The organism is Achromobacter aegrifaciens (assembly GCF_902859965.1).
In the GTDB taxonomy this organism is placed as follows: Bacteria; Pseudomonadota; Gammaproteobacteria; order Burkholderiales; family Burkholderiaceae_B; genus Achromobacter; species Achromobacter aegrifaciens.
In genome coordinates this window covers 1-21,452 of sequence record NZ_CADIKO010000001.1, presented here as the reverse complement: position 1 = coordinate 21,452, position 21,452 = coordinate 1, and the positions used below count along the sequence as shown (strand labels likewise).

Sequence of the window (21,452 nt, the reverse complement as noted above, 5' to 3'; positions counted from 1 at the left end):
GGCGGGCCTCGCGGCCTCAGGCCTGCGGAAGCAGCGCCTGGAACGCAGGCAGCGCCAGCAGGCCCGCCAGCTGCGCGGCCTGCACATCGGCATCCGAAACCGCCGCGCGCGGCATCAGGAAGTTGACGGTGCCCAGGCAGCCCCCGCCGTACACCACCGGCACATTGATGACCGAGCGCAGGCCCAGACGCTGGATCGCGTCATGGTCGTCGAAGAATTCGCGGATCGCGTCCTCGCCTTCGCCGACGAACAGCTTTTGCTCCAGCAGGACGTGGCGGCCCCAGGCGGTGCCGCTCTTGTCCTTGCTGCCGCCGGGCGGATAGGCCTCGGGGTTCGAGCTATACAGCCGCAGCACCCGCATGGCCTGCGCGTCATAGCGGTTGACCGTGCACAGCGTGTGCGCCAGCGCGGCGTGCGCATGGGCGTCGATGGCGCGCAAGGCCGCGACCGGATCGGCGGCCGCGTAGGCCCGGGCGATGGCGGCCACGCCGGCCTGCGCCGGCGCGGTGGATTGGATGCTCACGGTCATTCGGCGGTGATTCCCAGTTCTTTGATCAGCTTGCCGTACTTGTCGGCGTCGCGCGCCAGGATCTGGCCGAATTGCTCCGGCGTGGTCTCGGTCAGCAGCACGCCCATGTCGCCCATTTTCTTGATGACTTCGGGACGCTTGAGGATCAGGTTGATCTCGCGGTTCAGGCGTGCGGTCAGTTCGGGCGGCATGCCTGCCGGGCCGAAGGCGCCGTACCAGACCGACAGCTCGTAGCTCGGCAAGGTCTCGGCTACCGTGGGCACCTCGGGCAACAGCGGCGAACGCGCTTCCTCGGTGACGGCCAGCAGCTTCAGCTTGTTGTTCTGCACATGCGGCAGGGTCTGCGTGCCGGCGCTGAACAGCACCTGCGTGCGGCCGGCCACGGTGTCCAGCACCGCGGGCGCGCCGCCGCGATAGGGGATGTGCATCATCTTCACGCCGGCGGCCTTCTCGAACAGCGCGGCGCTCAGATGGTTGGTGGAGCCCTGGCCGGCGGAGGCATAGGCCACGGTGCCGGGATTGGCCTTCAGGTAGGCGATGAACTCCTTCACGTTGGACGCGGGGACCGACGGGTTCACCACCAGGGTGTTGGTGACCAGCGCGAGCTCGGCGATGGGCGTGAAGTCCTTCACACCGTCGAACGGCATGCTGGAGTAGAGCGCCTGGTTCATCGTGTGCGTGCTCATCGAGCCCACCAGCAAGGTGTAGCCGTCCGGCTTGGCGCGCGCCACGAAGGTGGTGCCGATGTTGCCGGACGCGCCCGAGCGGTTTTCCACGATGACGGGCTGGCCCAGCGACTGGGTCAAACCTTCGGACAGCACGCGCGCCAGGATGTCGGTGGAGCCGCCCGCAGCCCACGGCACGATCAGCGTGATGGGTTTTTCGGGCCACGCGGCGTGGGTGAGCGCGGGCGCGGCCAGCGCCAACCCCAGCGCGAACGAGCGCAGCAGTCGTTTGAATTGCAGTTTCATGGTGTTTACCCCTTTGCTTGATATCCGGTCTGCATGCCGGTTGAATGAAACAGGTTCAGCGGCCGGCGGCATAGCCCTGCATGCCGCGCGGGTTGGCGCCGGCGCGCAGCAGCAGGCCGCCGCCCGCGGCAGGCTCGCGGGTGCAGGCGCTGATGCGGCCTTCGGACCAGTCCGGCCCCACCTTGACCTCGTGGCCCGCCGCGCGCAGCGCCTCCAGCGTGGCGGCCGGCATGCGCGATTCCACGGTCAGCCGGTTCAAGGTAAGGCTGCGCGGCCAGAACGAGCCCGGGAAGTGATCGATATGCCAGGAGGGCGCTTCGATCGCCTCCTGCAGATTCATGCCCATGACATGGCGCAGGAAGAATGCCACCGTCCATTGGTCCTGCTGGTCGCCGCCCGGCGTGCCGAATGCCATGTAAGGCTGCCCGTCGCGCAGCGCGAGGCCGGGCGACAGCGTAGTGCAGGGACGCTTGCCCGGTTGCAGTTGGCCCGGCACGCCTTCGTCCAGCCAGGTCATCTGCAGGCGCGTGGTCAGCGGGAAGCCCAGGCCGGGCACGACGGGGCTGGACGACAGCCAGCCGCCCGACGGCGTGGCGGCCACCATATTGCCGTCGCGGTCGATGACGTCGATCTGGCAGGTATCGCCCACGAAGATCTCGCGCGCCGCCCATTCGGCTACCGGCGGCAGTGCGGCGAAGGTCGGTTCGCCCACGCCGAAGCGGGTGTCGGAGGCAGCCAGGGTGCGCACGGCTGCGTCCAGGTCGGGCAGGCGCGGTGTCTGGCCGCCAGGGCTGCCCGGCAGGAACTCGGACGAAGCGTGCGCGCCGATGCCTGCCGCGCGGGAGCGGGCGTACTCATCGCTGAGCAAAGCGGCCAGCGGCACCTGCGTGCAGGCAGGGTCGCCGTACCAGGCGGTGCGGTCGGCGAAGGCCAGCTTGGCCGCCTCGGCCACGTAGTGCACGAATTGCGGCGAGGTCGGCTCCAGCCCGTCCAGGCCCAGGTGCCGCAGTATCGCCAGTTGCTGCAGGTGGACCGGGCCTTGCGACCAGACCCCGCACTTGGCCACGGTGTAGCGGCCGTATTGGACAGTCAGAGGCTCGTCGTAGGTGGCGCGCCAATCGGCCAGATCGGATTTGCGCAGCAGGCCGCGGTTGCGCTGGCCCGTGGTATCGCGTACCTCGGCCTGCGTGTAATAGTCGTCGATCGCGTCGGCCACGAAACCGCGGTACCAGACCTCCAGCGCAGCGTCGATGCGGCCGCGCCGGTCGGTGCTGCGGGCGTGCGCCTCGTCCAGGATGCGGGTATAGGTGGCGGCGATGGCGGGCGTGCGGAACAGCGCGTCGGGCGCAGGTACGCGGCCGTCCGGCAGCCAGACCTCGCGCGAACTGGTCCATTCGTCGCGGAACAGCGCCTGCACCGCCAGAATGGCCTGCGAGATGCGCGGCACCAGCGGAAAGCCGTTGCGCGCGTAGTCGATCGCCGGGCGCAGCACATCGGCCAGTTCCCAGGTGCCGTAGTCGCGCAGCAGGGTCAGCCAGGCGCCGAAGGCGCCGGGCACCGTGGCGGGCAGCAGGCCGATGCCGGGCACCAGGTCCAGGCCCAGGCCGCGGAAATAGGCGGGCGTGGCCAGCGCGGGCGCGGGGCCCTGGCCGCAGAGCGCGCGCATGCGCTGTTCTCGTTCGCTCCAGAGCAGGATGGGCACTTCGCCGCCCGGACCGTTCAGGTGCGGTTCCACGATCTGCAGGGTGAAGCCGCCCGCGACCGCCGCGTCATAGGCATTGCCGCCGCGCTCCAGCACGCTCATGGCCACTTGCGAGGCCAGCCAATGGGTGGAAGAGACCACGCCGAAAGTGCCGCGTATTTCGGGGCGGGTGGTGAAGGATGCGCTCATGAGGCCGGTCCGGGCAGCAGGGGATGCTTGCAGTATAGGGTCATGAAATAACTGATTTTTCCTTTGTTGGCATAATTGAATAACCAATTGGTTATAGGAAAGATCGTGACCTGGGATGCCGCCCGTCTCGCCAACCGTCTCAAGCATCGCCACCTGGCGCTGCTGATCGAAATCGCCAGGCACGGCTCGCTCACGCGCGTGGCCGCCGCGGCCGGCATCAGCCAGCCCGCCGTCACCAAGGCGCTCACGGAGATCGAGGGCATCTTCGGCGCGCCGCTGTTCACGCGCACCGGTCGCGGCCTGCAACCCACGCCGCTGGGCGACCTGGCCCTGGTGCGCGCGCGCCACATGCTCAGCGACCTGGACCTGTGGGCGCGCGAGGTCGAGGCCCTGCACGCCGGCCGTTCCGCGCATCTGCAGGTGGGCGTGGTGCCCTACGTGTCCAGCGCCTTGCTGACGGCGGCCATCAGCCGCCTGCACCAGCGCCACGGCGTGACGCTCAGCCTGCACCGCGCCACCACCGACCATCTGGTGCCCATGCTGCGCCGGCACGAACTGGACTGCATCATCAGCCGCGCCACCTCGACCGTGGCGCCGGAGGATCTGATCCACCGCGTGCTGTACCGCCAGCGGCCGCGCCTGATCGCGCATGGCCGGCTTGCGCAGCGGCTGGCGCGGCGCAAGCCGGACTGGGCCGCTGTGGCGGCGATGGACTGGGTGCTGCCGGCGGCCAACACGCCGACGCGGCAACTGATCGTGGAGCATTTCATCCGCGCCGAATTGCAGCCGCCATCGCCGGTGCTGGAGGCGTACTCCACCGACGTGATCGAAGGCATGCTGACGATGAACGAGACCCTCATCTCCGTGGTGCCGGAAGACATCGCGCGCGAACTCTGCCAACGCGGCAAGCTGGGCATGGTGCCCTGGGACTTCGGCTGGGAACTGCCGCCGATCAACCTGATACGGCGCAAGCGCGAACAGCCGCTCGCAGCGGAGGAATGCTTTTCGGAGATCCTGCTGGATCTGTGCGGAGACGCCGCCGCGCCCTGGGGCCAGGGCGACCCGCGTTGAACGGCGGCGCTAGGCGTTGAGCTTGTCGCGGGCGATGTTCAACAGTGCGGCGGCAGCGGTTTCCGGGGCGGCATCGTTGCTGACGCGCAGCAAGCGGCATTGTGGCGGTACGGGGAATGCCTGCGTCGCCCGCGCCAGGCGCTGCGCGATCTGTTCCGCGCTTTCCCGTCCGCGTCCCGCCAGGCGGCGGACGAGCTGGCCGGGATCAACCGTGACTTCCACGGCGGTCAAGGCCGGGTAGCGCGAGTGCGCCTGTTCCAGGTGCGCGCGCGAGCCGTTGATGATGACCGCGGCGCCGCAGGACAGCCAGGCGTCTATTTCGATGCCGATGCCGTAGTGCAGGCCGTGGCTGGCCCAGCGCAGGGCAAAGCAGCCCAGGGCGGCGCGGCGTCCGAACTCGTCTTCGGTCAGGCTTAGCGCGTCTTCGGTGGCGCCGCTGTCGCGGGTGATGTAGCGATGCGCGACCAGCACGGGCTCATCGCCGCGCAGCTCGGCGCGCAGCAGGCGCAGCAAGGTGTCCTTGCCGCTGCCCGAAGCGCCCATCAGGTAGATCAGCCTGGCGCCGTCGGCGGGAACCGAGGCGCTCATGCCGCCGCCGGTCCTTGCAGATAGCCGGCTCCAGCCGCATCGGTGCTGGAACCATCAAAACCGTAGTGCCTCGCCGCGACGAAGTCCGCGCCCGGCGCGGGCTGCACGTAGACGCTGACTCCGGGCACGGCCATGGGCTGCCCGCGCAAGGGATCGGCGAACGCGGCGATTTCGGCCTGCGCTTGCGACAGCGCCTCGCCTTGCAGCTTGCCGGTCAACGTAATGTGGAAGACGTAGGTATCGAATACGTACGGATAGCCCCAGCGCGCCAGCATGGTTTGCTGCGCCGGACTGAGCGATTGCGGTTGGCGGCGCGCGGTTTCCTCGGGCGTAGGCGGCGCGCGCAAGGGATCCAGGTCCCGCACGGCGGCTTCGGCCAGGGCCTGGATCCGCACGCGTCCCTGCGTGTCGGACGCAGCGATGCGCCAGGCCAGGAAGCCGCGCAGCGGTTCGCATTCCAGTTCCAACGAGAACGGTGTGCCGCCTGCGGCCAACTGGCGGGCGGCCGCGTCGACCTGTTCGGGCCTTGCGCCCGGGTTCAGGCGGAAGGGCGGCTTCAGCGTGGCGTGCAATCCATAGTGGCGCGGCGCTTCGGTCCAGTTGCGCGCTTCCGCGTTCTGGCCCGGCCGCGGCGGCAGCGCCAGGCCGGTGTCGGCGCAACGGCCCAGCCAGCGGCTGCCGTGTTCGCGCCAGGGGCCGGTGGGCGCCAGGTACAGGGCGTAGCGATGGGCGAGGGGCATGGTCAGGCCGCCATGCGCTGGCTGTGGCTGTCGTCGAAGGCGCGCGTGGCGTAACGCAGTTCGCCGCCCACGATCGCGGCGCAGACGCGGGGCAGCCCCGGCACCTGGTCATCCACCACGATGGCGTCGGCGATCAGTCCGGGCGCGAGCGCGCCGCGATCCTTCAGGCCGGCGGCGCGGGCCGGATTCAAGGACACCAGATCCCAGGCTTGCGCCAGCGGCAGCACGCCGTCGTTGGCCAGCTTCATCACCGCGGCCAGCGGGGCGGGGTAGTAATAGTCGGACGTCAGGATGTCGCACAGGCCCGCGCGGACCATTTCGGTGGCGCTGGGCGCGCCGGTGTGGCTGCCCCCGCGCACGACGTTGGGCGCGCCGAAGACCACGGAATCGCCCAGGTCGCGGGCCACGCCGGCGGCCTCGCGGGTCAGCGGAAACTCCGCCACGCCGCAGCCCAGCTGGTGGTAGTAGCGGCGGGTGGCGGCGTCCGGATCGTCGTGCGAGGCCACCTTCAAGCCCGCTTCCTGCGCGCAGCCGGTCAGCTCGCGCATGGCGTCCGCCACCGAATCGGCGGCGGCCATGGCGGCGCGGATCCGGTCCTGGAAGACGTCGAGGTCGCACTCGGCGCGGTTGGCGTACTGCATCAGTTTGCGCTCATCGCCCAGGCGGCGCGCCATGCTGGGCAGGTGGTCGTTCAGCGCCAGGAAGCGCACGCGGCCGTCGCGTATCCATTGCTGGGCAATATCCAGGCCGCCCAAGTGATGGGTTTCGAAGCGCAGGTGCACATAGTGCCGCGCGCCCATGAGATAGCGCATTCTTTCCAGCGCGTCGAACATGCGTTCGGCGTAAGCCTCGCCGCGCAGCCCGCCTTCCCAGGACAGGGTCACGCCATGGAACTCGGTGGTGATGCCGTTGGCCAGCAGCTGGCGGTCCACGTCGAACAGGGCGCTGTCGTACGGAAAGGTCACGTTGGGCCGCGGCATGACTGCGCGCTCGAAGGCGTCGCCGTGCAGGTCCACGATGCCGGGCAACACCAGCAGATCGCCGGCGTCGAACCAGGGCGCGCCCCGCGGCGCGGCGGCGGCGGAGCCTTCGATCAGTCCGCCATGGAACCGCAGGCTGGCCTGTTCGACGCCGCGCGGCGTCAGGATGCGTTGGCCTGTGACACCGGCCAAGGGCGAGGGGGCGTGCGTGTGTGTGTTCATGGCGTGACGTTAGCGGGATTGCATTACAACCAGATGTCTAGATGAGTTAATCCGTTGGCCGGAGTCTTCCGCGCCGCCTGCGCGCGCAGGCGGCGGCCTTGCGTCAGCTGTCGTCCGTCACCATCAGCTGGACCATGTCGCCCACGAAGCGCGCCACGCTATATTGCAGCGGCGAGGCTTCCTGGTCCACATTCAAGGCCTCCACCTGAAGAATGGGGCGGGTCTTGGGCTGGCCCAGCAGGCGGGCGATTTCGGGCGTGGGCAGGGCGGCGGTGATGCGCGACCACTTGCGCGTGTAGTCGCCGATGCCATAGTGGGCATAGACCTTGGAGATCGAGCGCAGCGACGCCAGGCGGTCGGCGAAGTCGGGGAAGCGCTTTTCGTCGAAGAAATGTTCCGAGACGCTGATCGGGCGGTTCTCGGCTTTGCCTACGATCTGCACGCGCAACAGCGGCGCGGTACGCGTCAGGCCCAGGTGCTTGGCGATGTCGCCGGCGCGCAGGCTCTGGCTGCCCAGGACTTCCTGGTGGCCCAGCATGCCCTGGCTGCGCAGGTTCTCGGAAAAGCGCGTGCGCTTGCCGATGGCGTAGTCGATCGCGTGTTCCTGGACGAAGGTGCCGCGGCCTTGTTCGATGCGGACCAGGCCGCCTTGTTCGAGTTCGCCCATCGCGCGGCGGATGGTGTGGCGGTTGACGGAAAACTTGGCGGCCAGCTCGGGCTCGGACGGCAGCTGTTCGCCTGCCGCATAGAGCTTGTTGCGGATATCGTCCGCCAGCGCTTCGCCGATTTGCCGCCAGACGGCGATGCCGGAACCTCTTTCGACCATAGGGTGTGCTCGTGCTGTCACATCAGCTTCATGAAGAATGGCAGTGATTGTGCACCATGCGGCGGCGGCCGCAAAGGCGCTGCGGACGCGCTGCAACTGTCATCAAAAATTCACGCCAGGCTGTTGAACTTCCATTTCGGAGCGATCATACTCCATCTGGTCGTCTAGACGTTTAGAGGAAAAAGATGGATCACCCCAAGACAGGGCAGGATGCGGCGGGCGCGCAACGCGCCGCCTGGATGCGCGTGCTGGCGCTGGCCGATCCGGCCGCGCTGGATGACGCTTTTTGCGCGCTGGCGGGCAAGCCGGAACACCAGACGTTGCGCCCCGCGCAAACCGGCATGGCCATGGTGCGCGCCCGCAGCGGCGGCACTGGGGCCCGCTTCAACCTGGGCGAAATGAGCGTGACACGTTGCGCGGTGACGATGGGCGAGGGCGTGGTGGGCGTGGCTTATGTGCAGGGCCGCTCGCAGCGCCATGCCGAGCAGGCGGCCGTGGCCGACGCCCTGCTGCAACTGCCGGAATGGCATGACACGGTGCAGGCCCAGCTGATCCAGCCGCTGGCCCGCCTGCATGCCGAACGGGTCGAGCGCCAGGCCCGCGTGGCGGCGCAGACCAAGGTGGAATTCTTCACGATGGTGCGAGGCGAGGACTGACATGCAGCAACAGATACAAGCCGCCGCGGCCTCGGGCCGGGCGCTGCTCCCCGGATTCGCGGATCCCGTCGGCGACGCGCAGGCCACGTTCCGCGCCGCGCTGGACGCCATGGCCCACCCGGGCCGCATCCATGAAATCCTGATCGAAACCGGCGTGCCGGCGGGCCTGTCGCCTGCCATGACCGCGCTGCTGCTGACGTTGGTGGACGTGGACACGCCGCTCTGGCTGCCTGAAACCGTCAGCGCGGACGCGATCGCGTTTCTGCGATTTCATTGCGCCTGCCCCATCGTGCCATCGCCCTCGCTCGCGCGTTTTGCCGCGGTGCCGGCTGGCAGCAAGGCGCCGGCGCTTTCGGCTTGCCACCAGGGCGATCCGGCCTATCCCGATCTGTCTACCACCTTGCTGATCGAGGTCGAATCCTTGTCGGGCGGGGAACCCGCCATCCTCAGCGGCCCGGGTATCAAGAGCCAGCAGCTGCTGCATGCGGCAGGGCTGCCCGAGGGTTTCTGGCGCGAGTGGCGTCTCAATCATCAACGGTTTCCGCTCGGTGTCGACGTGTTCCTGACGCACGAGCGTCGGATCTGCGCACTGCCGCGCAGCACGCGCAAGGAGAACTGACATGTACGTAGCCGTAAAAGGGGGCGAACGCGCCATCCTCAATTCCTACCGCATGCTGGACGACTACCGGCGCGGCGACCGCGAAGTGCCCGAGCTGAGCCTGGACCAGATCCGCGAACAGATGCCGCTGGCGGTATCGCGGGTCATGGCGGAGGGCTCGCTCTACGATCCGCAACTGGCGGCGCTGGCCATCAAGCAGGCCGCGGGCGACTTGATCGAAGCGGTGTTCCTGCTGCGCGCCTACCGCACCACCTTGTCGCGCTTTGGCTATACCCAGCCCATCGACACCGGCCGCATGCGCCTGCAGCGCCGCATCTCGTCCACCTTCAAGGACGTGCCTGGCGGCCAGATCCTGGGACCGACCTACGACTACACCCAGCGTCTGCTGGACTTCTCGCTCGAAGCGCAGCGCGAAGCCGACGCCTTGCCGCCGGGCGGCGAGGCGCTGGATAGCGCCATGCCGCGCGTCACCGACCTGCTGGCGCATGACGACCTGATCGACGCGGAAGCCGTGCCCGAAGGCGATCCCGAACCCTTCGACCTGACCCGGCAGCCGCTGGATTTCCCGGCCTCGCGCGCGGCCCGCCTGCAGAACCTGGCGCGCGCAGACGAAGGTTTCCTGCTGTCCATGGGCTATTCGACCCAGCGCGGCTACGGCAATACCCACCCCTTCGCCGCCGAGATCCGCTACGGCGCGCTCGAGGTGGAAATGCACATCGAGGAATTGGGATTCGCCGTCACCGTGGGCGAGATCGAGATCACCGAATGCCAGATGGTCAGCCAGTTCGCGGGCAGCGCCGAGGAAGGCCCGAAGTTCACCCGGGGCTATGGGCTGACCTTTGGCTATGGCGAACGCAAGTCCATGTCGATGGCGCTGGTGGACCGCGCGCTGAAGGCGCGCGACCTGGGCGAACGCGCCGATTCGCCTGCCAATGATCACGAGTTCGTGCTCTATCACAGCGACAACGTCGAAGCCTCCGGTTTCGTGCAGCACTTGAAACTGCCGCACTACGTGGACTTCCAGGCCAATCTTGAACTGTTGCGGCGCATGCGCGCCGAACGCGCCGCGCCCGAGGCCGCGCGCAACGATCTGATGGACGAGGCGGTTTCCCCATGACTACGCAACACGCAACGGTCGAACGCGACGACCACTACAACTTCGCCTATCTGGACGAATCCACCAAGCGCATGCTGCGCCGCGCCTTGCTCAAGGCCGTCGCCATCCCCGGCTACCAGGTGCCTTTCGGCAGCCGCGAAATGCCGCTGCCCTATGGCTGGGGCACTGGAGGCATCCAGGTCACGGCGTCCATCATTGGCGCAAACGACGTGCTGAAGGTGATCGACCAGGGTTCGGACGACACCACCAACGCGATCAACATCCGCCGCTTCTTCGGCCGTGTCACGGGCGTGGCGACGACGGAATCCACTTCTGCCGCCACCATCGTCCAGACCCGCCACCGCATCCCCGAGACGCCGCTGGCGGAAGGGCAGATCATGGTGTTCCAGGTGCCCATTCCTGAACCGCTGCGCTGGCTGGAGCCTTCCGAAACCGAGACGCGCACCATGCACGCGCTGGCCGAATATGGCGGCATGCACGTCAAGCTGTACGAGGACATCGCGCAGCACGGCCATATCGCCACCACCTATGACTATCCTGTCATCGTGAACGGACGCTACATGATGCGGCCTTCGCCCATCCCCAAGTTCGACAACCCCAAGCTGGACCGCAGTCCTGCGCTGATGCTGTTCGGCGCGGGCCGCGAAAAGCGCGTCTACGCGGTGCCGCCCTACACGCAGGTGAAGAGCCTGGACTTCGAGGACCATCCGTTCAGGGTCGAGACCTGGAACGAATGCTGCGACCTGTGCGGATCGCGCGAGAGCTATCTGGATGAAATCATCCTGGACGACGCCGGCACGCGCCGCTTCGTCTGCTCCGACACCGAGTACTGCAACGACCGGCAGGCGCAACAGCAAGCCAACCAGGAGACCGCGGCATGAACGCCCAACCTTTGCTTTCAGTGCGCAACATGACGCGCACCTGGGACGGCGTGCACGGCTGCCGCAACGTCAACTTCGATCTGTATCCGGGCGAAGTCCTGTGCGTGGTCGGCGAGTCCGGTTCCGGCAAGAGCACGCTGCTGTCGGCCGTGTCGTACCAGACCAGGCCGGACGCGGGCAGCGTCTGGTACGACACCCGCGACCAGGGCTTTACCGACCTGGCCGCGCTGCCCGGCGCACGCCTGCGCCTGCTGTCGCGCACCGACTGGGGCTTCGTGCGGCAGAACGCCCGCGACGGCCTGCGCATGCAGGTCAGCGCGGGCGCCAACATCGCGGAGCGGTTGATGGCCGTGGGCGACAGGCATTACGGCGACTTGCGTCAGGCCGCTGGCAACTGGCTTCAGAAGATGGAGATCGACGCGGGACGGCTGGATGACAGGCCCACCTCGTTTTCGGGCGGCATGCAGCAGCGCCTGCAGATCGCCCGCAACCTCGTGACGCACCCGCGCCTGGTGTTCATGGACGAACCCACGGCTTCGCTGGACGTGTCGGTGCAGGCGCGCTTGCTGGACCTGCTGCGTCAGCTGGTGGCCGATCTGGGCTTGGCTGCGATCGTCGTGACCCACGATCTGGCCGTGGCGCGCCTGCTGGCGCATCGGACCCTGGTGATGCGCGGCGGCGAAGTGGTCGAAAGCGGCCTGACCGATCAGATCCTCGACGATCCGCAGCATCCCTACACCCAGTTGCTGGTGTCCTCCATTTTGCAGAGCTGACCATGCCTGAAAAGACTCCCATGATCGAGGTGCGGGGCCTCGGAAAGATGTTCACCCTGCATAACCAGGGGGGCATGCGCCTGCCCGTGCTGGAGTCGGTCGACTTCGACGCGGCGGCGGGCGACTGCCTGGTGCTGGCGGGACCGTCCGGCACCGGCAAGAGCACCCTGCTACGCTGCCTGTACGGCAATTATCTGGCGACCGAAGGCAGCATCCGGGTGCGCTGGAACGACGAATGGGTGGAGCTGGCCGGCGCCCCCGAACAACGCATTCTGGCCTTGCGGCGCGAGGTGATCGGCTACGTCAGCCAGTTCCTGCGCGTGATTCCGCGCGTGTCGGCGCTGGACGTGGTGGCCGAACCCCTGCGCGCAGCGGGCGTGGAGGCCGACGAAGCCCGCTCCCGCGCAGCAGCCCTGCTGCAACGCTTGAACGTGCCGCCGCGCCTGTGGGGACTGGCGCCCGCCACGTTCTCGGGCGGCGAGCAGCAGCGCGTGAATATCGCACGCGGTTTCATCGCGCGCCATCCCATCCTGCTGCTGGATGAACCCACCGCGTCGCTGGACGCGGACAACCGCCAGGTCGTGATCGCGCTGATCCGCGAGGCCATGGCAGAAGGCCGCTGCCTGCTGGGCATCTTCCACGACGCCGAAGTGCGCGATGCAGTCGCCACGCAGACGCTGGCCTTGCGTCCCGCCCAACCCGCCCTGGCCGACCTGGAGCAATGATGCAGAGCACCTATCTCACCCATGCCCGCGTGGTACTGCAGGACCGCATCCTGGAGGACAGCGCCGTGCTGATCGACGATGGCCGCATCGTCGCCATCGAACCTGCCGACGCGCGCGCGGACCGCGAGATCGATCTCCGTGGCCAGACCTTGCTGCCTGGTTTGATCGACCTGCACTGCGATGCCATCGAAAAGGAAGCCGAGCCGCGTTCGCGCGTGTTGTTTCCGCTGGATTTTGCCGTGGCCCAGGTGGACCGCCGCAATGCCGCGGCCGGCATCACCACGCCGTATCACGCGCTGTCCTTCGCCAACAGCGAGTGGGGCGTGCGCAACAACCAGACGGCGGCGGAAGTGGTGCGCACGGTGCGCGCCTTCGGCCAGCACAGCCTGGTCGACAACCGCGTCCACTGCCGCTACGAAGTCACCGACGCGTCCTCGGTGGACGTGCTGCGCGCGCTGATGGACGAGGGCGCGGTGGACCTGCTGTCGGTGATGGACCATTCTCCGGGGCAGGGCCAGTTCAAGACGCTGGAGTCCTATCTGCAGTACATGATGGGCAACCATGCCATGAGCCGCGAGCAGGCCGAGGAGGCCGCGCAGGCCAAGACGCGCGCCAAGGATGGCGCGGTGGCGCGGGTGGAGGCGCTGCTGTCGCATGCGCAGGGACTGGGCATCCCCACCGCCAGCCACGACGACGATTCGATCCAGCGCATCGCCACCATGCGCAACCTGGGCGTCGCGATGAGCGAATTCCCGATCACCCTGGATACCGCGCGCGCCGCGGTGTCCTGCGGACTGCCCACCATCCTGGGCGCGCCCAACGTGCTGCGCGGCCAGAGCCAGAGCGGTTCCATGCGCGCCATCGATGCCATACGCGCGGGCGTGGCCAGCTGCCTGTGTTCGGACTACCAGCCGTCGGCGTTGATCGCCGCCGCCTACACGGTGGCGGCTCAGACCGACCTGACGCTGCCACAGGCGGTCGCGCTGGTGACGCTGAATCCGGCGCAGGCTTGCGGCCTGTCCGACCGCGGGCGCATCGCGCCGGGGCTGCGCGCGGACTTGGTGGCGGTGGCGCAAGTGGGCACGCAGCCGCTGATCAGCCATACCTGGTCGGCGGGGCGGCTGGTATTCTCGGCGCACTATCCGCCCGTGCGCGCCAGCGAGCAGCGGGCGCCTGAAAAGCAGGCCGTGGCGGCCTGAACCGGTTCCTGGAGAGAGATGTGTTGCATCCCATCGTGACAGCCGTGGCCTGCAGCCCGACGCACGGGTTCAGCAAGCCGGTGGTGCCGGCCATCATGTTGCTGAAGGGGCTGGGCGTGGAAGGCGACGCCCACATGGGCGTTACGGTCAAGCACCGCTCCCGCGTCAAGGCGGATCCCACCCAGCCCAATCTGCGGCAGGTCCACCTGATCCACGGCGAGCTGCACGACGAGCTGCAGCTTGCCGGTTTCAACGTGGCCGAAGGCACCATGGGCGAGAACATCACCACCCGCGGCATCGACCTGCTGGGCCTGCCGCGCGGGGCGCGCCTGCATATCGGCGCGGATGCGGTGGTCGAGATCACCGGTCTGCGCAATCCCTGCTCCCAGCTCGACAACTACCAGCAGGGCCTGACCGCCGCTGTGCTGGGCCGCCATCCGGACGGCAGCCTGATGCGCCGCGCCGGCATCATGGGCATCGTGATCGAAGGCGGCACGGTGAGCGCCGGCGATCCCATCCTCGTGGCGCTGCCCGACCTGCCGCACCTGCCGCTGGAGCGTGTCTGAACGCTGTCCGCGCAAGGCCGGCCTGTCGCAAAAACATCGCCGATATGCGCAGCCGGGAGGCCGTGCATCTGGTTAAATGACGGGAAAGGCGCGGCCGCGATTTCCGCGGTGCGCCGGCCCTTTTTCCGGAGTTTGCGATGGCACGATTCAATTTCACCCAGGATCCCGAGGAACCCGATCTGTGGGCCGCGGAGAACGTCGCCGCCGGCAAGGGCCGTCCGCCCATCCACGTGATGATCCAGACTGACGGCGAAGAACCCGACAGCAGCGCGTCCAAGGTGGTCAAGGCCATCATCGACGACCTCGACGACCAGATCCTGGCCGCGGCCGAATTCCTGCTGGAAAACTACTCCTACGAGCACTACAAGAAGCTCGGCCTGGACGACAACCAGCTGCTGCAGGAAGAAACCCCCGAAGCCATGGCCCAGCATGCCGTGCTGCGCGCGCTGTGGCTGTTCGACGAAGACGGCGACGGCTATGAACTGTGGTTCACGCTGCCCTGGGATCCGGTGCACACCTACGACGTGGAATTCGAGGACGGCGCGCCCGTCTCGTGCTCGGTCAACGACTAGGGCGTACAGCGCCTAGGGCCGGTCCAGCTCGAACTTCGTCGCCTGGCTCTGGCCCAGCGAATCGTCGTAGCGGTACAGCATCTTCAGGGTCTTGCCCTTGCGGACCGTGTTGGCGGCGGTGTTCTCCAGCACCACGTCGATCTCGCGGCCGACGAATTCGGTGCAGTCGGTATCGGCGCGGGCGCCATCGGGGATGTCCGCGTTCCTGACCTTCAAGCGAAACATCAGTTGCGTCAGTTCCGTACCGTCGGTGCGGTACTGGCGCATCACCACGGGCAGGTTGGCCACGGTGCCGCCCAGCTCGCAGGAAATGCGGGTCCAGGCGTGGGAGGCGGGCGCGGCGGACATCAGGGCCGCGGCTGCCAGGGCGCAGCGCAGGCTAAGGCGTTTCATGGCATGAGGACTGAGCGTGGCGCCCATGCGCGCCGCGCCGGGATGGGAAGCGAAGGGCTTATATGTTGCTCCCCGCCATGGCGCCGGTCAAGCTGGCGCTAGCCATGAAAAAAACGGGCCATGCGGCCCGTTTTTCATTGCCCGCTGCGTCAGGCGTTCTGGCGTGCGGCCTGGCCCGCGGGGGCTTCCTCGGCCGCGGCGGACTCGGTATCGGCCGTGTCCTCGCGATTGCCTTCCAGCTTGGAGATCACGGCGGTGGCCAGGCTGTTGCCGACCACGTTGGTGGCGGTGCGGCCCATGTCGAAGAACTGGTCGATGCCCATGATCAGCAGCAGGCCCGCTTCCGGCAGATGGAACATCGGCAGGGTCGCGGCCACCACCACGAGCGAGGCGCGCGCCACGCCGGCCATGCCTTTGCTGGTCACCATTAACACCAGCAGCAGGGTCAGCTGCTGCGTAAAGCTCATCTGGATGTTGTAGGCCTGGGCGATGAACAGTACCGCGAAGGACTGGTACATCATCGAGCCGTCCAGGTTGAAGGAGTAGCCCAGCGGCAGCACGAAGCCCGAGATGCGCTTGGGCACGCCGAAACGCGTCAGCGCCTCGATGGTCTTGGGGTAGGCCGATTCGCTGCTGGCCGTGGAAAACGCCAGCAGCGTGGGCTCTTTGATCAAACCGCCCAGGCGGAAGGTCGACTTGCCCAGGAACAGATAGCCCACGGCGAACAGAATGGCCCACAGCAGCGCCAGGCCCAGATAGAACTCGCCTATCAGCTTGCCGTAGCTCACCAGCACGCCCAGGCCCTCGGTGGTGATGGCGGCGGCCATGGCGGCGAACACGCCCAGGGGCGCAAAACGCATCACGTAGTCCGTCACCCGGAACATGATCTTGGCCAGCTCGTCGATCAGGTTGTAGATGGTGTTGTGGCCCTTGCCGCGGATGAAGGACAGGGCGGCGCCGAAGAACAGCGAGAACACCAGGATCTGCAGGATCTCGTTGTTGGCCATGGCCTCGGCGATGCTGCGCGGGAATACGTGCGTGATGAAGGCCTTGAGCGTGAAGTCGCCCGTCTTCAGGCCTGAGGTCAGGTTCGCGTCCGGCAGCGCCAGGTTCATGTGCGCGCCGGGCTGGAAGATGTTGACCAGCGCCAGGCCCAGCAGCAGCGACAGGGCCGAGGCGGCGATGAACCAGACCATGGCGCGCATGCCGATGCGGCCCACGGCGCTGGCGTCGCTCATGCTGGCCAGGCCGGTCACCAGGGTGGCGAAGACCAGCGGCGCGATGATCATCTTGATCATGCGCAGGAAGATGTCGGTGACGAGACTGAAGTACGAGGCGATCTGCAAGGCCTCTTTCTCGTTCTGCGCGTAGTTGTGGCAGAAATAGCCCACCACGATGCCCAGCACCATGGCGATGCCGATGTAACGCGTCAGCTTCTTAGTGTTCATGATCAAAACGGAAAACAGGGATCGTTTGCCTGGCCCGGCAGGGCGGGCGCGCCGGCAAGAGGCGGGCAAGAGGATCCGGAGAGGGAATGCCAGGGTAGGCCGAGAGGCCCGGGTTTACCCTTGGGGCGCGATCTTAACGCCGCGCACCTGACACGTAGTTGTCAGATCGGGGACGGATAAGGCGGCTTACCCGGGAGCGGCTTCGGGACCGGCGATGTCGAAGTTGTATCAATTTGGAACTGCTGCGCTATCGCTCGCGCTCATGCCAGAATGGGCCGATCCCGGCGTGCGCGGCAGCGGCGCAGGGCAACACGAACAACAGGCCCCTGCGCGGGGCCGCACAAGGAGACCAGGCAATGCCGAAACGCGAATTGTCCGTGCTGGCGTCCGGATACACCTATCTGGAGGGGCTGCGCTGGCACGAAAACCGCTTGTGGGCGTCGGACTTCTATACCGAGCAGGTCATCGCCGTGGACCTGGATGGCAAGGTCGAGCAGATCTGCAAGGTGCCGCAGCAGCCGTCCGGGCTGGGCTGGCTGCCGGACGGCCGCCTGCTGATCGCGTCCATGAAGGATCGCAAGCTCTTGCGGCGCGAGACGGACGGCACGCTGGCCGTGCACGCCGACCTGTCGGCGTACACCGGAGGCCCGGTCAACGACATGGTGGTGGATGCGCAGGGTCGTGCCTATGTGGGCAATTTCGGTTTCGACCTGATGGCGGGCGAGCCGGTCCGCAATACCGGCATCGTGCGCGTCGATCCCGACGGCTCGGCGCGCCAGGTGGCCGACGGACTGTGCTTTCCCAACGGTTCGTTCATCACGCCGGACGGCAAGACCATGATCGTCAACGAAACCTTCGGCAACCGCATTTCCGAGTTCGACATCCTGGCCGATGGCGGGCTGGGGCCGCGCCGCGACTGGGCCGATTTCGGCCCCTTGCCGGCCAGCGACGACCTGGGCGTGTTGATCGCCGCCTCCGCCATCGGACCGGACGGCGGCGCGCTGGACGCGGAAGGGGCCTTGTGGGTGGCTGACGCCATCGGCAAGCGCATCGTGCGCGTGGCGCGCGGCGGCAAGATCCTGGAGCAGATCGACACCGGCGAATTCGGCATCTTCGCCGCCGCCCTGGGCGGGCCGGACGGCCGGACCCTGTTCATGGCCGCCGCGCCCGACTTCATCGAGGCCAACCGCCGGGCCAGGCACGAAGGCTGCATCCTGATGACCCGGGTGGACGTGCCGCACGCCGGTCGGCCGTAGGCGCTGCGGTTTCTGGCGCGGCGCAAGCCGCCGCGCCATCGGTCCTTCGGGGGAGCCGAAGGCTGGCCTGAGCCTTTCGTGCTCATCTGAATGGACCGGATACGGGCGGTTGCAAGACCTTTCGTCGAATCCCCCGTAAAATCACCCCATTCAGCAAGTCTTCAATCATCTTTCAATAGACAGTACCTAAGGAGGACCACTCATGGCCCTAGTCTCCATGCGCCAGTTGCTCGACCACGCCGCCGAGCACGGCTACGGCATTCCCGCTTTCAACGTCAACAACCTGGAGCAGGTCCAGGCCATCATGGAAGCCGCTGCGGAGACCGACAGCCCGGTGATCATGCAGGCCTCGGCCGGCGCGCGCAAGTACGCGGGCGAAGGCTTCCTGAAGTACCTGATCCAGGCCGCCGTGGAAACCTATCCCCACATCCCCGTGGTCATGCACCAGGATCACGGCCAGTCGCCCAAGATCTGCCAAGGCGCCATCGACCTGGGCTTCTCCAGCGTCATGATGGACGGCTCGCTCAAGGAAGACGGCAAGACCATCGCCGACTACGACTACAACGTCGAAGTGACCAAGAAGGTCGTGGACACCGCCCACAAGCTGGGCGTGACGGTCGAAGGCGAACTGGGCTGCCTGGGCTCCCTGGAAACCATGGAAGGCGACAAGGAAGACGGCCACGGCGCCGACGGCAAGCTGACCATGGATCAGCTGCTGACCGACCCGGAACAAGCCGCCGACTTCGTGCGCCGCACGCAGCTGGACGCCCTGGCCATCGCCATCGGCACCAGCCATGGCGCCTACAAGTTCACGCGCAAGCCCACCGGCGATATCCTGTCGATCTCCCGCATCAAGGAAATCCACGCCCGCCTGCCCAACACCCACCTGGTGATGCACGGCAGCTCCAGCGTGCCGCAGGAACTGCTGGCCGAGATCCGCGAATTCGGCGGCAACATGAAGGAAACCTACGGCGTGCCCGTCGAGGAAATCCAGGAAGCTATCAAGTACGGCGTGCGCAAGATCAATATCGACACCGATATCCGTCTGGCCATGACCGGCGCGATCCGCCGCTTCTTCGCTGAAAACCCGGAAAAGTTCGACCCGCGCGAATACCTGAAGCCGGCCCGCGCCGCCGCCAAGGCGATCTGTGTGGCTCGCTACACCGAATTCGGCACCGCCGGCAACGCCAGCAAGATCAAGGCCCTGCCGCTGACCGAAATCGCCGCGCAATACGCGTCGGGCAAGCTGGCTCAAGTGGTGCAGTAAGCATCTGCCGCAGGCGCGTGACGCCAAAAGGCGTCTGGCGCCAAAGCGCAAAAAAGGGCGGTCCACCCAGGCGGACCGCCCTTTTTTTGTCTGCGCCGCCGCTAGGGCGCCGGCGAGTTGCGGGGAAAGTGCGGCACGGTACGGTCCACGTGGTGCCAGGACGGGGCCGACTCGGTCCAGAGGGTGGCGCGGGCGCGGAAGGCTTCCGGATCGTCCAGCGAACCGGCCCGCACGATGTCATAGCCCATGCCCGCCGAATTGCCGAACAGCGGAGTGCCGCAGTCCGCACAGAAGCTGCGCATCACGGTATGGCCGGATTCGCCGCGGTAGCGGTGCTCTTTGGGGCTGCCGCGCAACAGCGTGATGGAGCCGGTCGGGAAGATCAGGGCATGGGCGGGGGCGCCGCCGCTGGAGTACTGGCAGTCCCGGCAATGACAGGTTGCCGCCATGATTGGTTCATCGGTGATGGCGTAGCGGACAGCGCCGCACTGGCAACCGCCGGTCAGGTGTACCTGCGCGTCGGCGTGGGCGCTGCGTTTTAGGGAAGCATCCTGCATACGGCTTTGTCTCCGGCTTGGGGTCAGCGCCGTGACGCGAGAGGCGGCCGGCGCGCATCATAGGGGAGGCAAGAGCCTAACCCGGCCGCCGGGTGGCGTCGAGGGGAGGCCCGGCAAAACCTGCCCATTTGCAGTAACCTATGCGCTTCGCAGGACCCGCGCGCCGCGCCGGCCTTGCCCGCAGTTCCCGGATTCCGTTCTACTTCCCGCCCTGGCGCTTGCCCGAGGCGGGAATCTTCATTATTGCCATAGGCCATTCCCGTGACTTCTGCTTTGCATCAATCCAGCATCAAGTCCTTGCCGCTGCTGGGCCGCGGTAAGGTGCGCGACATGTACGCGGTGGGCGACGACAAGTTGCTGATCGTCGCATCGGATCGCATCTCCGCGTTTGACGTGATTCTTGACGACCCCATCCCAGGCAAGGGACAGGTGCTGACCGAACTGACCGAGTTCTGGCTGCAGAAGCTGGCCCACATCCTGCCGAACCACTCCACCGGCATCAAGCCCGAAGACGTGGTCGCGCCGGACGAAGTCGACCAGGTGCGCGGCCGCGCCGTGGTGGTCAAGCGCTTGAAGCCCATCCTGGTGGAAGCGGTCGCCCGCGGCTACCTGATCGGCTCGGGCTGGAAGGACTACCAGGCCACCGGCGCCGTCTGCGGCATCAAGCTGCCCGCCGGCCTGCAACAGGCAAGCCAGCTGCCCGAACCCATCTTCACGCCCGCCGCCAAGGCCGAGTTCGGCATGCACGACGAGAACGTGGACTTTGCCCACGTGGTCAAGGAAGTCGGCCAGGAAATGGCCGAGCGCATCCGCGACGTGACCCTCAAACTGTATGCCGAAGCCGCCAAGTTCGCGGCCACCAAGGGCATCATCATCGCCGACACCAAGTTCGAATTCGGGCTGGACGACGACGGCACGCTGTATCTGATGGACGAAGTGTTGACGCCGGATTCCTCGCGCTTCTGGCCTGCCGACGGCTACCGCGTGGGCATCAGCCCCCCGTCGTTCGACAAGCAATTCGTGCGTGACTGGCTGGAAACCCAGACCTGGGACAAGACCCCGCCCGCGCCGCGCCTGCCGCAGGACGTGCTGGAAAAGACCGCCGCCAAGTACCGCGAAGCCTTGGACCGCCTGGTCGCCTGAACGCTGTCGGGTAAGGAAAACCCGCTCCCAAGGCGTCTGGATGAAGAAAATCCGGATCGCACTTCGGTTTTGTGGGGCGGGGTTCTTGAGTCGCCAGCGTCCGGGCTGCGGGATTCCGATGCTCGCCCCGGTGGGGCTGCGCTTCGGATCCCTCCGCCCGGCCGCCGGCTTACAGCATCTACCCATGAACGGGTCTGAAGCCAGCGCATTAGGCGACTGCCAGCCGAGGACCCCGGAGCCATCCGAAGCGCAGCCCCACCGGGGCGAGCATCGGAATGGCGCAGGGCAGCCTCGGCGGCTAAAGATCCCCGACATCCGCAAGCTCGAGGCTCTGCCGCTTCGGTGTTGTGAGGCGGGGTTCTTGAGTCGCCGGCGTCCGGGCTGCGGGAGTCCGATGCTCGCCCCGGTGGGGCTGCGCTTCGGATCCCTCCGCCCGGACACCGGCTTACAGCATCTACCTAT

The 21,452-nt window shown here is 67.2% G+C and carries 23 protein-coding genes; 13 read left to right on the top strand and 10 right to left on the bottom strand.

The window, feature by feature from the left end; all coding sequences use genetic code 11:
- Window positions 1-16: 16 nt before the first annotated feature.
- From HV793_RS00115 to HV793_RS00105, 3 genes are read right to left on the bottom strand one after another with little or no spacing between them, the layout of a single operon-like run.
- Entirely contained in the window at window positions 17-529 is a 513-nt protein-coding gene (locus tag HV793_RS00115; protein ID WP_175212456.1) for a GAF domain-containing protein, read from the bottom strand.
- Window positions 526-1,500 carry a Bug family tripartite tricarboxylate transporter substrate binding protein gene (locus tag HV793_RS00110; RefSeq protein ID WP_175212455.1) on the bottom strand — a complete coding sequence of 325 codons (975 nt, stop codon included), beginning with the start codon at window positions 1,498-1,500 and terminating at the stop codon, window positions 526-528. The genes HV793_RS00115 and HV793_RS00110 overlap by 4 nt, the downstream gene beginning before the upstream one ends.
- Before the next feature lie 55 nt (window positions 1,501-1,555).
- Window positions 1,556-3,391: a gamma-glutamyltransferase family protein gene (locus tag HV793_RS00105; RefSeq protein ID WP_175181916.1), complete on the bottom strand. Its 1,836-nt coding sequence runs from the start codon at window positions 3,389-3,391 to the stop codon at window positions 1,556-1,558.
- A gap of 105 nt (window positions 3,392-3,496) precedes the next feature.
- Between HV793_RS00105 and HV793_RS00100 the strand changes: the two genes are divergently transcribed.
- A complete protein-coding gene (locus HV793_RS00100) occupies window positions 3,497-4,462 on the top strand; it encodes a LysR family transcriptional regulator (RefSeq protein WP_175212454.1) in 966 nt (321 codons plus the stop codon).
- Between the two features lie 9 nt (window positions 4,463-4,471).
- Here HV793_RS00100 and phnN read toward each other — a convergent pair whose 3' ends face one another.
- The 4 genes from phnN to phnF form a co-directional block, all read right to left on the bottom strand.
- On the bottom strand, window positions 4,472-5,050 hold the full coding sequence (gene phnN / locus HV793_RS00095; RefSeq protein ID WP_054451494.1) for a phosphonate metabolism protein/1,5-bisphosphokinase (PRPP-forming) PhnN: 579 nt from the start codon (window positions 5,048-5,050) through the stop codon (window positions 4,472-4,474).
- Window positions 5,047-5,790 carry a DUF1045 domain-containing protein gene (locus HV793_RS00090; protein ID WP_175212453.1) on the bottom strand — a complete coding sequence of 248 codons (744 nt, stop codon included), beginning with the start codon at window positions 5,788-5,790 and terminating at the stop codon, window positions 5,047-5,049. Before HV793_RS00090 ends, phnN begins: the two co-directional genes overlap by 4 nt.
- Window positions 5,791-5,792: 2 nt before the next feature.
- Window positions 5,793-6,992 (bottom strand): alpha-D-ribose 1-methylphosphonate 5-triphosphate diphosphatase, encoded by a 1,200-nt coding sequence (locus HV793_RS00085; protein WP_175212452.1) that lies wholly within the window; start codon window positions 6,990-6,992, stop codon window positions 5,793-5,795.
- A 103-nt stretch (window positions 6,993-7,095) separates the two neighbouring features.
- Entirely contained in the window at window positions 7,096-7,818 is a 723-nt protein-coding gene (gene phnF / locus HV793_RS00080; protein WP_175181918.1) for a phosphonate metabolism transcriptional regulator PhnF, read from the bottom strand.
- A 185-nt stretch (window positions 7,819-8,003) separates the two neighbouring features.
- Here phnF and phnG point away from each other — a divergent pair, with 185 nt between their 5' ends.
- The 9 genes from phnG to HV793_RS00035 all read left to right on the top strand — a co-directional run bounded on the left by phnG (window position 8,004) and on the right by HV793_RS00035 (window position 14,926).
- Window positions 8,004-8,474, top strand: coding sequence for a phosphonate C-P lyase system protein PhnG (gene phnG / locus HV793_RS00075; protein WP_175212451.1), 471 nt, complete (start codon window positions 8,004-8,006; stop codon window positions 8,472-8,474).
- A gap of 1 nt (window position 8,475) precedes the next feature.
- Window positions 8,476-9,093, top strand: a complete 618-nt coding sequence (phnH, locus tag HV793_RS00070; RefSeq protein WP_054451484.1) for a phosphonate C-P lyase system protein PhnH — start codon at window positions 8,476-8,478, stop codon at window positions 9,091-9,093.
- Between the two features lies 1 nt (window position 9,094).
- The gene (locus HV793_RS00065) at window positions 9,095-10,210 is read left to right on the top strand and encodes a carbon-phosphorus lyase complex subunit (RefSeq protein ID WP_054451483.1); all 1,116 of its coding nucleotides are present in this window, start codon (window positions 9,095-9,097) and stop codon (window positions 10,208-10,210) included.
- Window positions 10,207-11,091, top strand: a complete 885-nt coding sequence (locus HV793_RS00060) for an alpha-D-ribose 1-methylphosphonate 5-phosphate C-P-lyase PhnJ (RefSeq protein WP_175181919.1) — start codon at window positions 10,207-10,209, stop codon at window positions 11,089-11,091. The genes HV793_RS00065 and HV793_RS00060 overlap by 4 nt, the downstream gene beginning before the upstream one ends.
- Complete coding sequence (gene phnK, locus HV793_RS00055) at window positions 11,088-11,864, top strand: phosphonate C-P lyase system protein PhnK (RefSeq protein WP_013395684.1); 777 nt, start codon at window positions 11,088-11,090, stop codon at window positions 11,862-11,864. The genes HV793_RS00060 and phnK overlap by 4 nt, the downstream gene beginning before the upstream one ends.
- Window positions 11,865-11,866: 2 nt before the next feature.
- Window positions 11,867-12,589 carry a phosphonate C-P lyase system protein PhnL gene (gene phnL, locus HV793_RS00050; protein ID WP_054451479.1) on the top strand — a complete coding sequence of 241 codons (723 nt, stop codon included), beginning with the start codon at window positions 11,867-11,869 and terminating at the stop codon, window positions 12,587-12,589.
- Complete coding sequence (locus HV793_RS00045; protein WP_175212450.1) at window positions 12,589-13,788, top strand: alpha-D-ribose 1-methylphosphonate 5-triphosphate diphosphatase; 1,200 nt, start codon at window positions 12,589-12,591, stop codon at window positions 13,786-13,788. Before phnL ends, HV793_RS00045 begins: the two co-directional genes overlap by 1 nt.
- 23 nt (window positions 13,789-13,811) lie before the next feature.
- Entirely contained in the window at window positions 13,812-14,354 is a 543-nt protein-coding gene (locus HV793_RS00040) for an MOSC domain-containing protein (RefSeq protein WP_175213128.1), read from the top strand.
- 137 nt (window positions 14,355-14,491) lie between these two features.
- Window positions 14,492-14,926, top strand: coding sequence for a hypothetical protein (locus tag HV793_RS00035; RefSeq protein ID WP_054451475.1), 435 nt, complete (start codon window positions 14,492-14,494; stop codon window positions 14,924-14,926).
- Between the two features lie 12 nt (window positions 14,927-14,938).
- Here the strand turns inward: HV793_RS00035 and HV793_RS00030 are convergent, their stop codons facing one another.
- Together HV793_RS00030 and HV793_RS00025 are read right to left on the bottom strand one after the other, a co-directional pair.
- Window positions 14,939-15,319 carry a hypothetical protein gene (locus HV793_RS00030; protein WP_125470418.1) on the bottom strand — a complete coding sequence of 127 codons (381 nt, stop codon included), beginning with the start codon at window positions 15,317-15,319 and terminating at the stop codon, window positions 14,939-14,941.
- Window positions 15,320-15,468: 149 nt separating this feature from the next.
- Window positions 15,469-16,767 (bottom strand): dicarboxylate/amino acid:cation symporter, encoded by a 1,299-nt coding sequence (locus HV793_RS00025; RefSeq protein ID WP_119450666.1) that lies wholly within the window; start codon window positions 16,765-16,767, stop codon window positions 15,469-15,471.
- A gap of 356 nt (window positions 16,768-17,123) precedes the next feature.
- Here HV793_RS00025 and HV793_RS00020 point away from each other — a divergent pair, with 356 nt between their 5' ends.
- On the top strand, window positions 17,124-18,023 hold the full coding sequence (locus HV793_RS00020) for an SMP-30/gluconolactonase/LRE family protein (RefSeq protein WP_175162094.1): 900 nt from the start codon (window positions 17,124-17,126) through the stop codon (window positions 18,021-18,023).
- Window positions 18,024-18,225: 202 nt separating this feature from the next.
- Window positions 18,226-19,290, top strand: a complete 1,065-nt coding sequence (fba, locus tag HV793_RS00015) for a class II fructose-bisphosphate aldolase (protein WP_013395676.1) — start codon at window positions 18,226-18,228, stop codon at window positions 19,288-19,290.
- A gap of 101 nt (window positions 19,291-19,391) precedes the next feature.
- Here the strand turns inward: fba and HV793_RS00010 are convergent, their stop codons facing one another.
- The gene (locus HV793_RS00010) at window positions 19,392-19,847 is read right to left on the bottom strand and encodes a GFA family protein (RefSeq protein WP_054451472.1); all 456 of its coding nucleotides are present in this window, start codon (window positions 19,845-19,847) and stop codon (window positions 19,392-19,394) included.
- A 261-nt stretch (window positions 19,848-20,108) separates the two neighbouring features.
- On the opposite strand from HV793_RS00010, the gene HV793_RS00005 reads away from it, so the two are divergent.
- Entirely contained in the window at window positions 20,109-20,990 is an 882-nt protein-coding gene (locus HV793_RS00005; RefSeq protein ID WP_049075485.1) for a phosphoribosylaminoimidazolesuccinocarboxamide synthase, read from the top strand.
- Window positions 20,991-21,452 lie beyond the last annotated feature (462 nt).

Bases quoted from the DNA above. Each gene is read 5' to 3' on its own strand.
- HV793_RS00020 (WP_175162094.1), top strand. From the start codon at position 17,124: ATGCCGAAACGCGAATTGTCCGTGCTGGCGTCCGGATACACCTATCTG.
- HV793_RS00030 (WP_125470418.1), bottom strand. From the start codon at position 15,319: ATGAAACGCCTTAGCCTGCGCTGCGCCCTGGCAGCCGCGGCCCTGATG.
- HV793_RS00110 (WP_175212455.1), bottom strand. From the start codon at position 1,500: ATGAAACTGCAATTCAAACGACTGCTGCGCTCGTTCGCGCTGGGGTTG.
- phnK (WP_013395684.1), top strand. From the start codon at position 11,088: ATGAACGCCCAACCTTTGCTTTCAGTGCGCAACATGACGCGCACCTGG.
- HV793_RS00010 (WP_054451472.1), bottom strand. From the start codon at position 19,847: ATGCAGGATGCTTCCCTAAAACGCAGCGCCCACGCCGACGCGCAGGTA.
- fba (WP_013395676.1), top strand. From the start codon at position 18,226: ATGGCCCTAGTCTCCATGCGCCAGTTGCTCGACCACGCCGCCGAGCAC.
- HV793_RS00115 (WP_175212456.1), bottom strand. From the start codon at position 529: ATGACCGTGAGCATCCAATCCACCGCGCCGGCGCAGGCCGGCGTGGCC.
- phnF (WP_175181918.1), bottom strand. From the start codon at position 7,818: ATGGTCGAAAGAGGTTCCGGCATCGCCGTCTGGCGGCAAATCGGCGAA.
- HV793_RS00035 (WP_054451475.1), top strand. From the start codon at position 14,492: ATGGCACGATTCAATTTCACCCAGGATCCCGAGGAACCCGATCTGTGG.
- HV793_RS00085 (WP_175212452.1), bottom strand. From the start codon at position 6,992: ATGAACACACACACGCACGCCCCCTCGCCCTTGGCCGGTGTCACAGGC.
- HV793_RS00045 (WP_175212450.1), top strand. From the start codon at position 12,589: ATGCAGAGCACCTATCTCACCCATGCCCGCGTGGTACTGCAGGACCGC.
- phnG (WP_175212451.1), top strand. From the start codon at position 8,004: ATGGATCACCCCAAGACAGGGCAGGATGCGGCGGGCGCGCAACGCGCC.
- phnH (WP_054451484.1), top strand. From the start codon at position 8,476: ATGCAGCAACAGATACAAGCCGCCGCGGCCTCGGGCCGGGCGCTGCTC.
- HV793_RS00065 (WP_054451483.1), top strand. From the start codon at position 9,095: ATGTACGTAGCCGTAAAAGGGGGCGAACGCGCCATCCTCAATTCCTAC.
- HV793_RS00090 (WP_175212453.1), bottom strand. From the start codon at position 5,790: ATGCCCCTCGCCCATCGCTACGCCCTGTACCTGGCGCCCACCGGCCCC.
- HV793_RS00060 (WP_175181919.1), top strand. From the start codon at position 10,207: ATGACTACGCAACACGCAACGGTCGAACGCGACGACCACTACAACTTC.
- HV793_RS00105 (WP_175181916.1), bottom strand. From the start codon at position 3,391: ATGAGCGCATCCTTCACCACCCGCCCCGAAATACGCGGCACTTTCGGC.
- HV793_RS00025 (WP_119450666.1), bottom strand. From the start codon at position 16,767: ATGAACACTAAGAAGCTGACGCGTTACATCGGCATCGCCATGGTGCTG.
- phnL (WP_054451479.1), top strand. From the start codon at position 11,867: ATGCCTGAAAAGACTCCCATGATCGAGGTGCGGGGCCTCGGAAAGATG.
- phnN (WP_054451494.1), bottom strand. From the start codon at position 5,050: ATGAGCGCCTCGGTTCCCGCCGACGGCGCCAGGCTGATCTACCTGATG.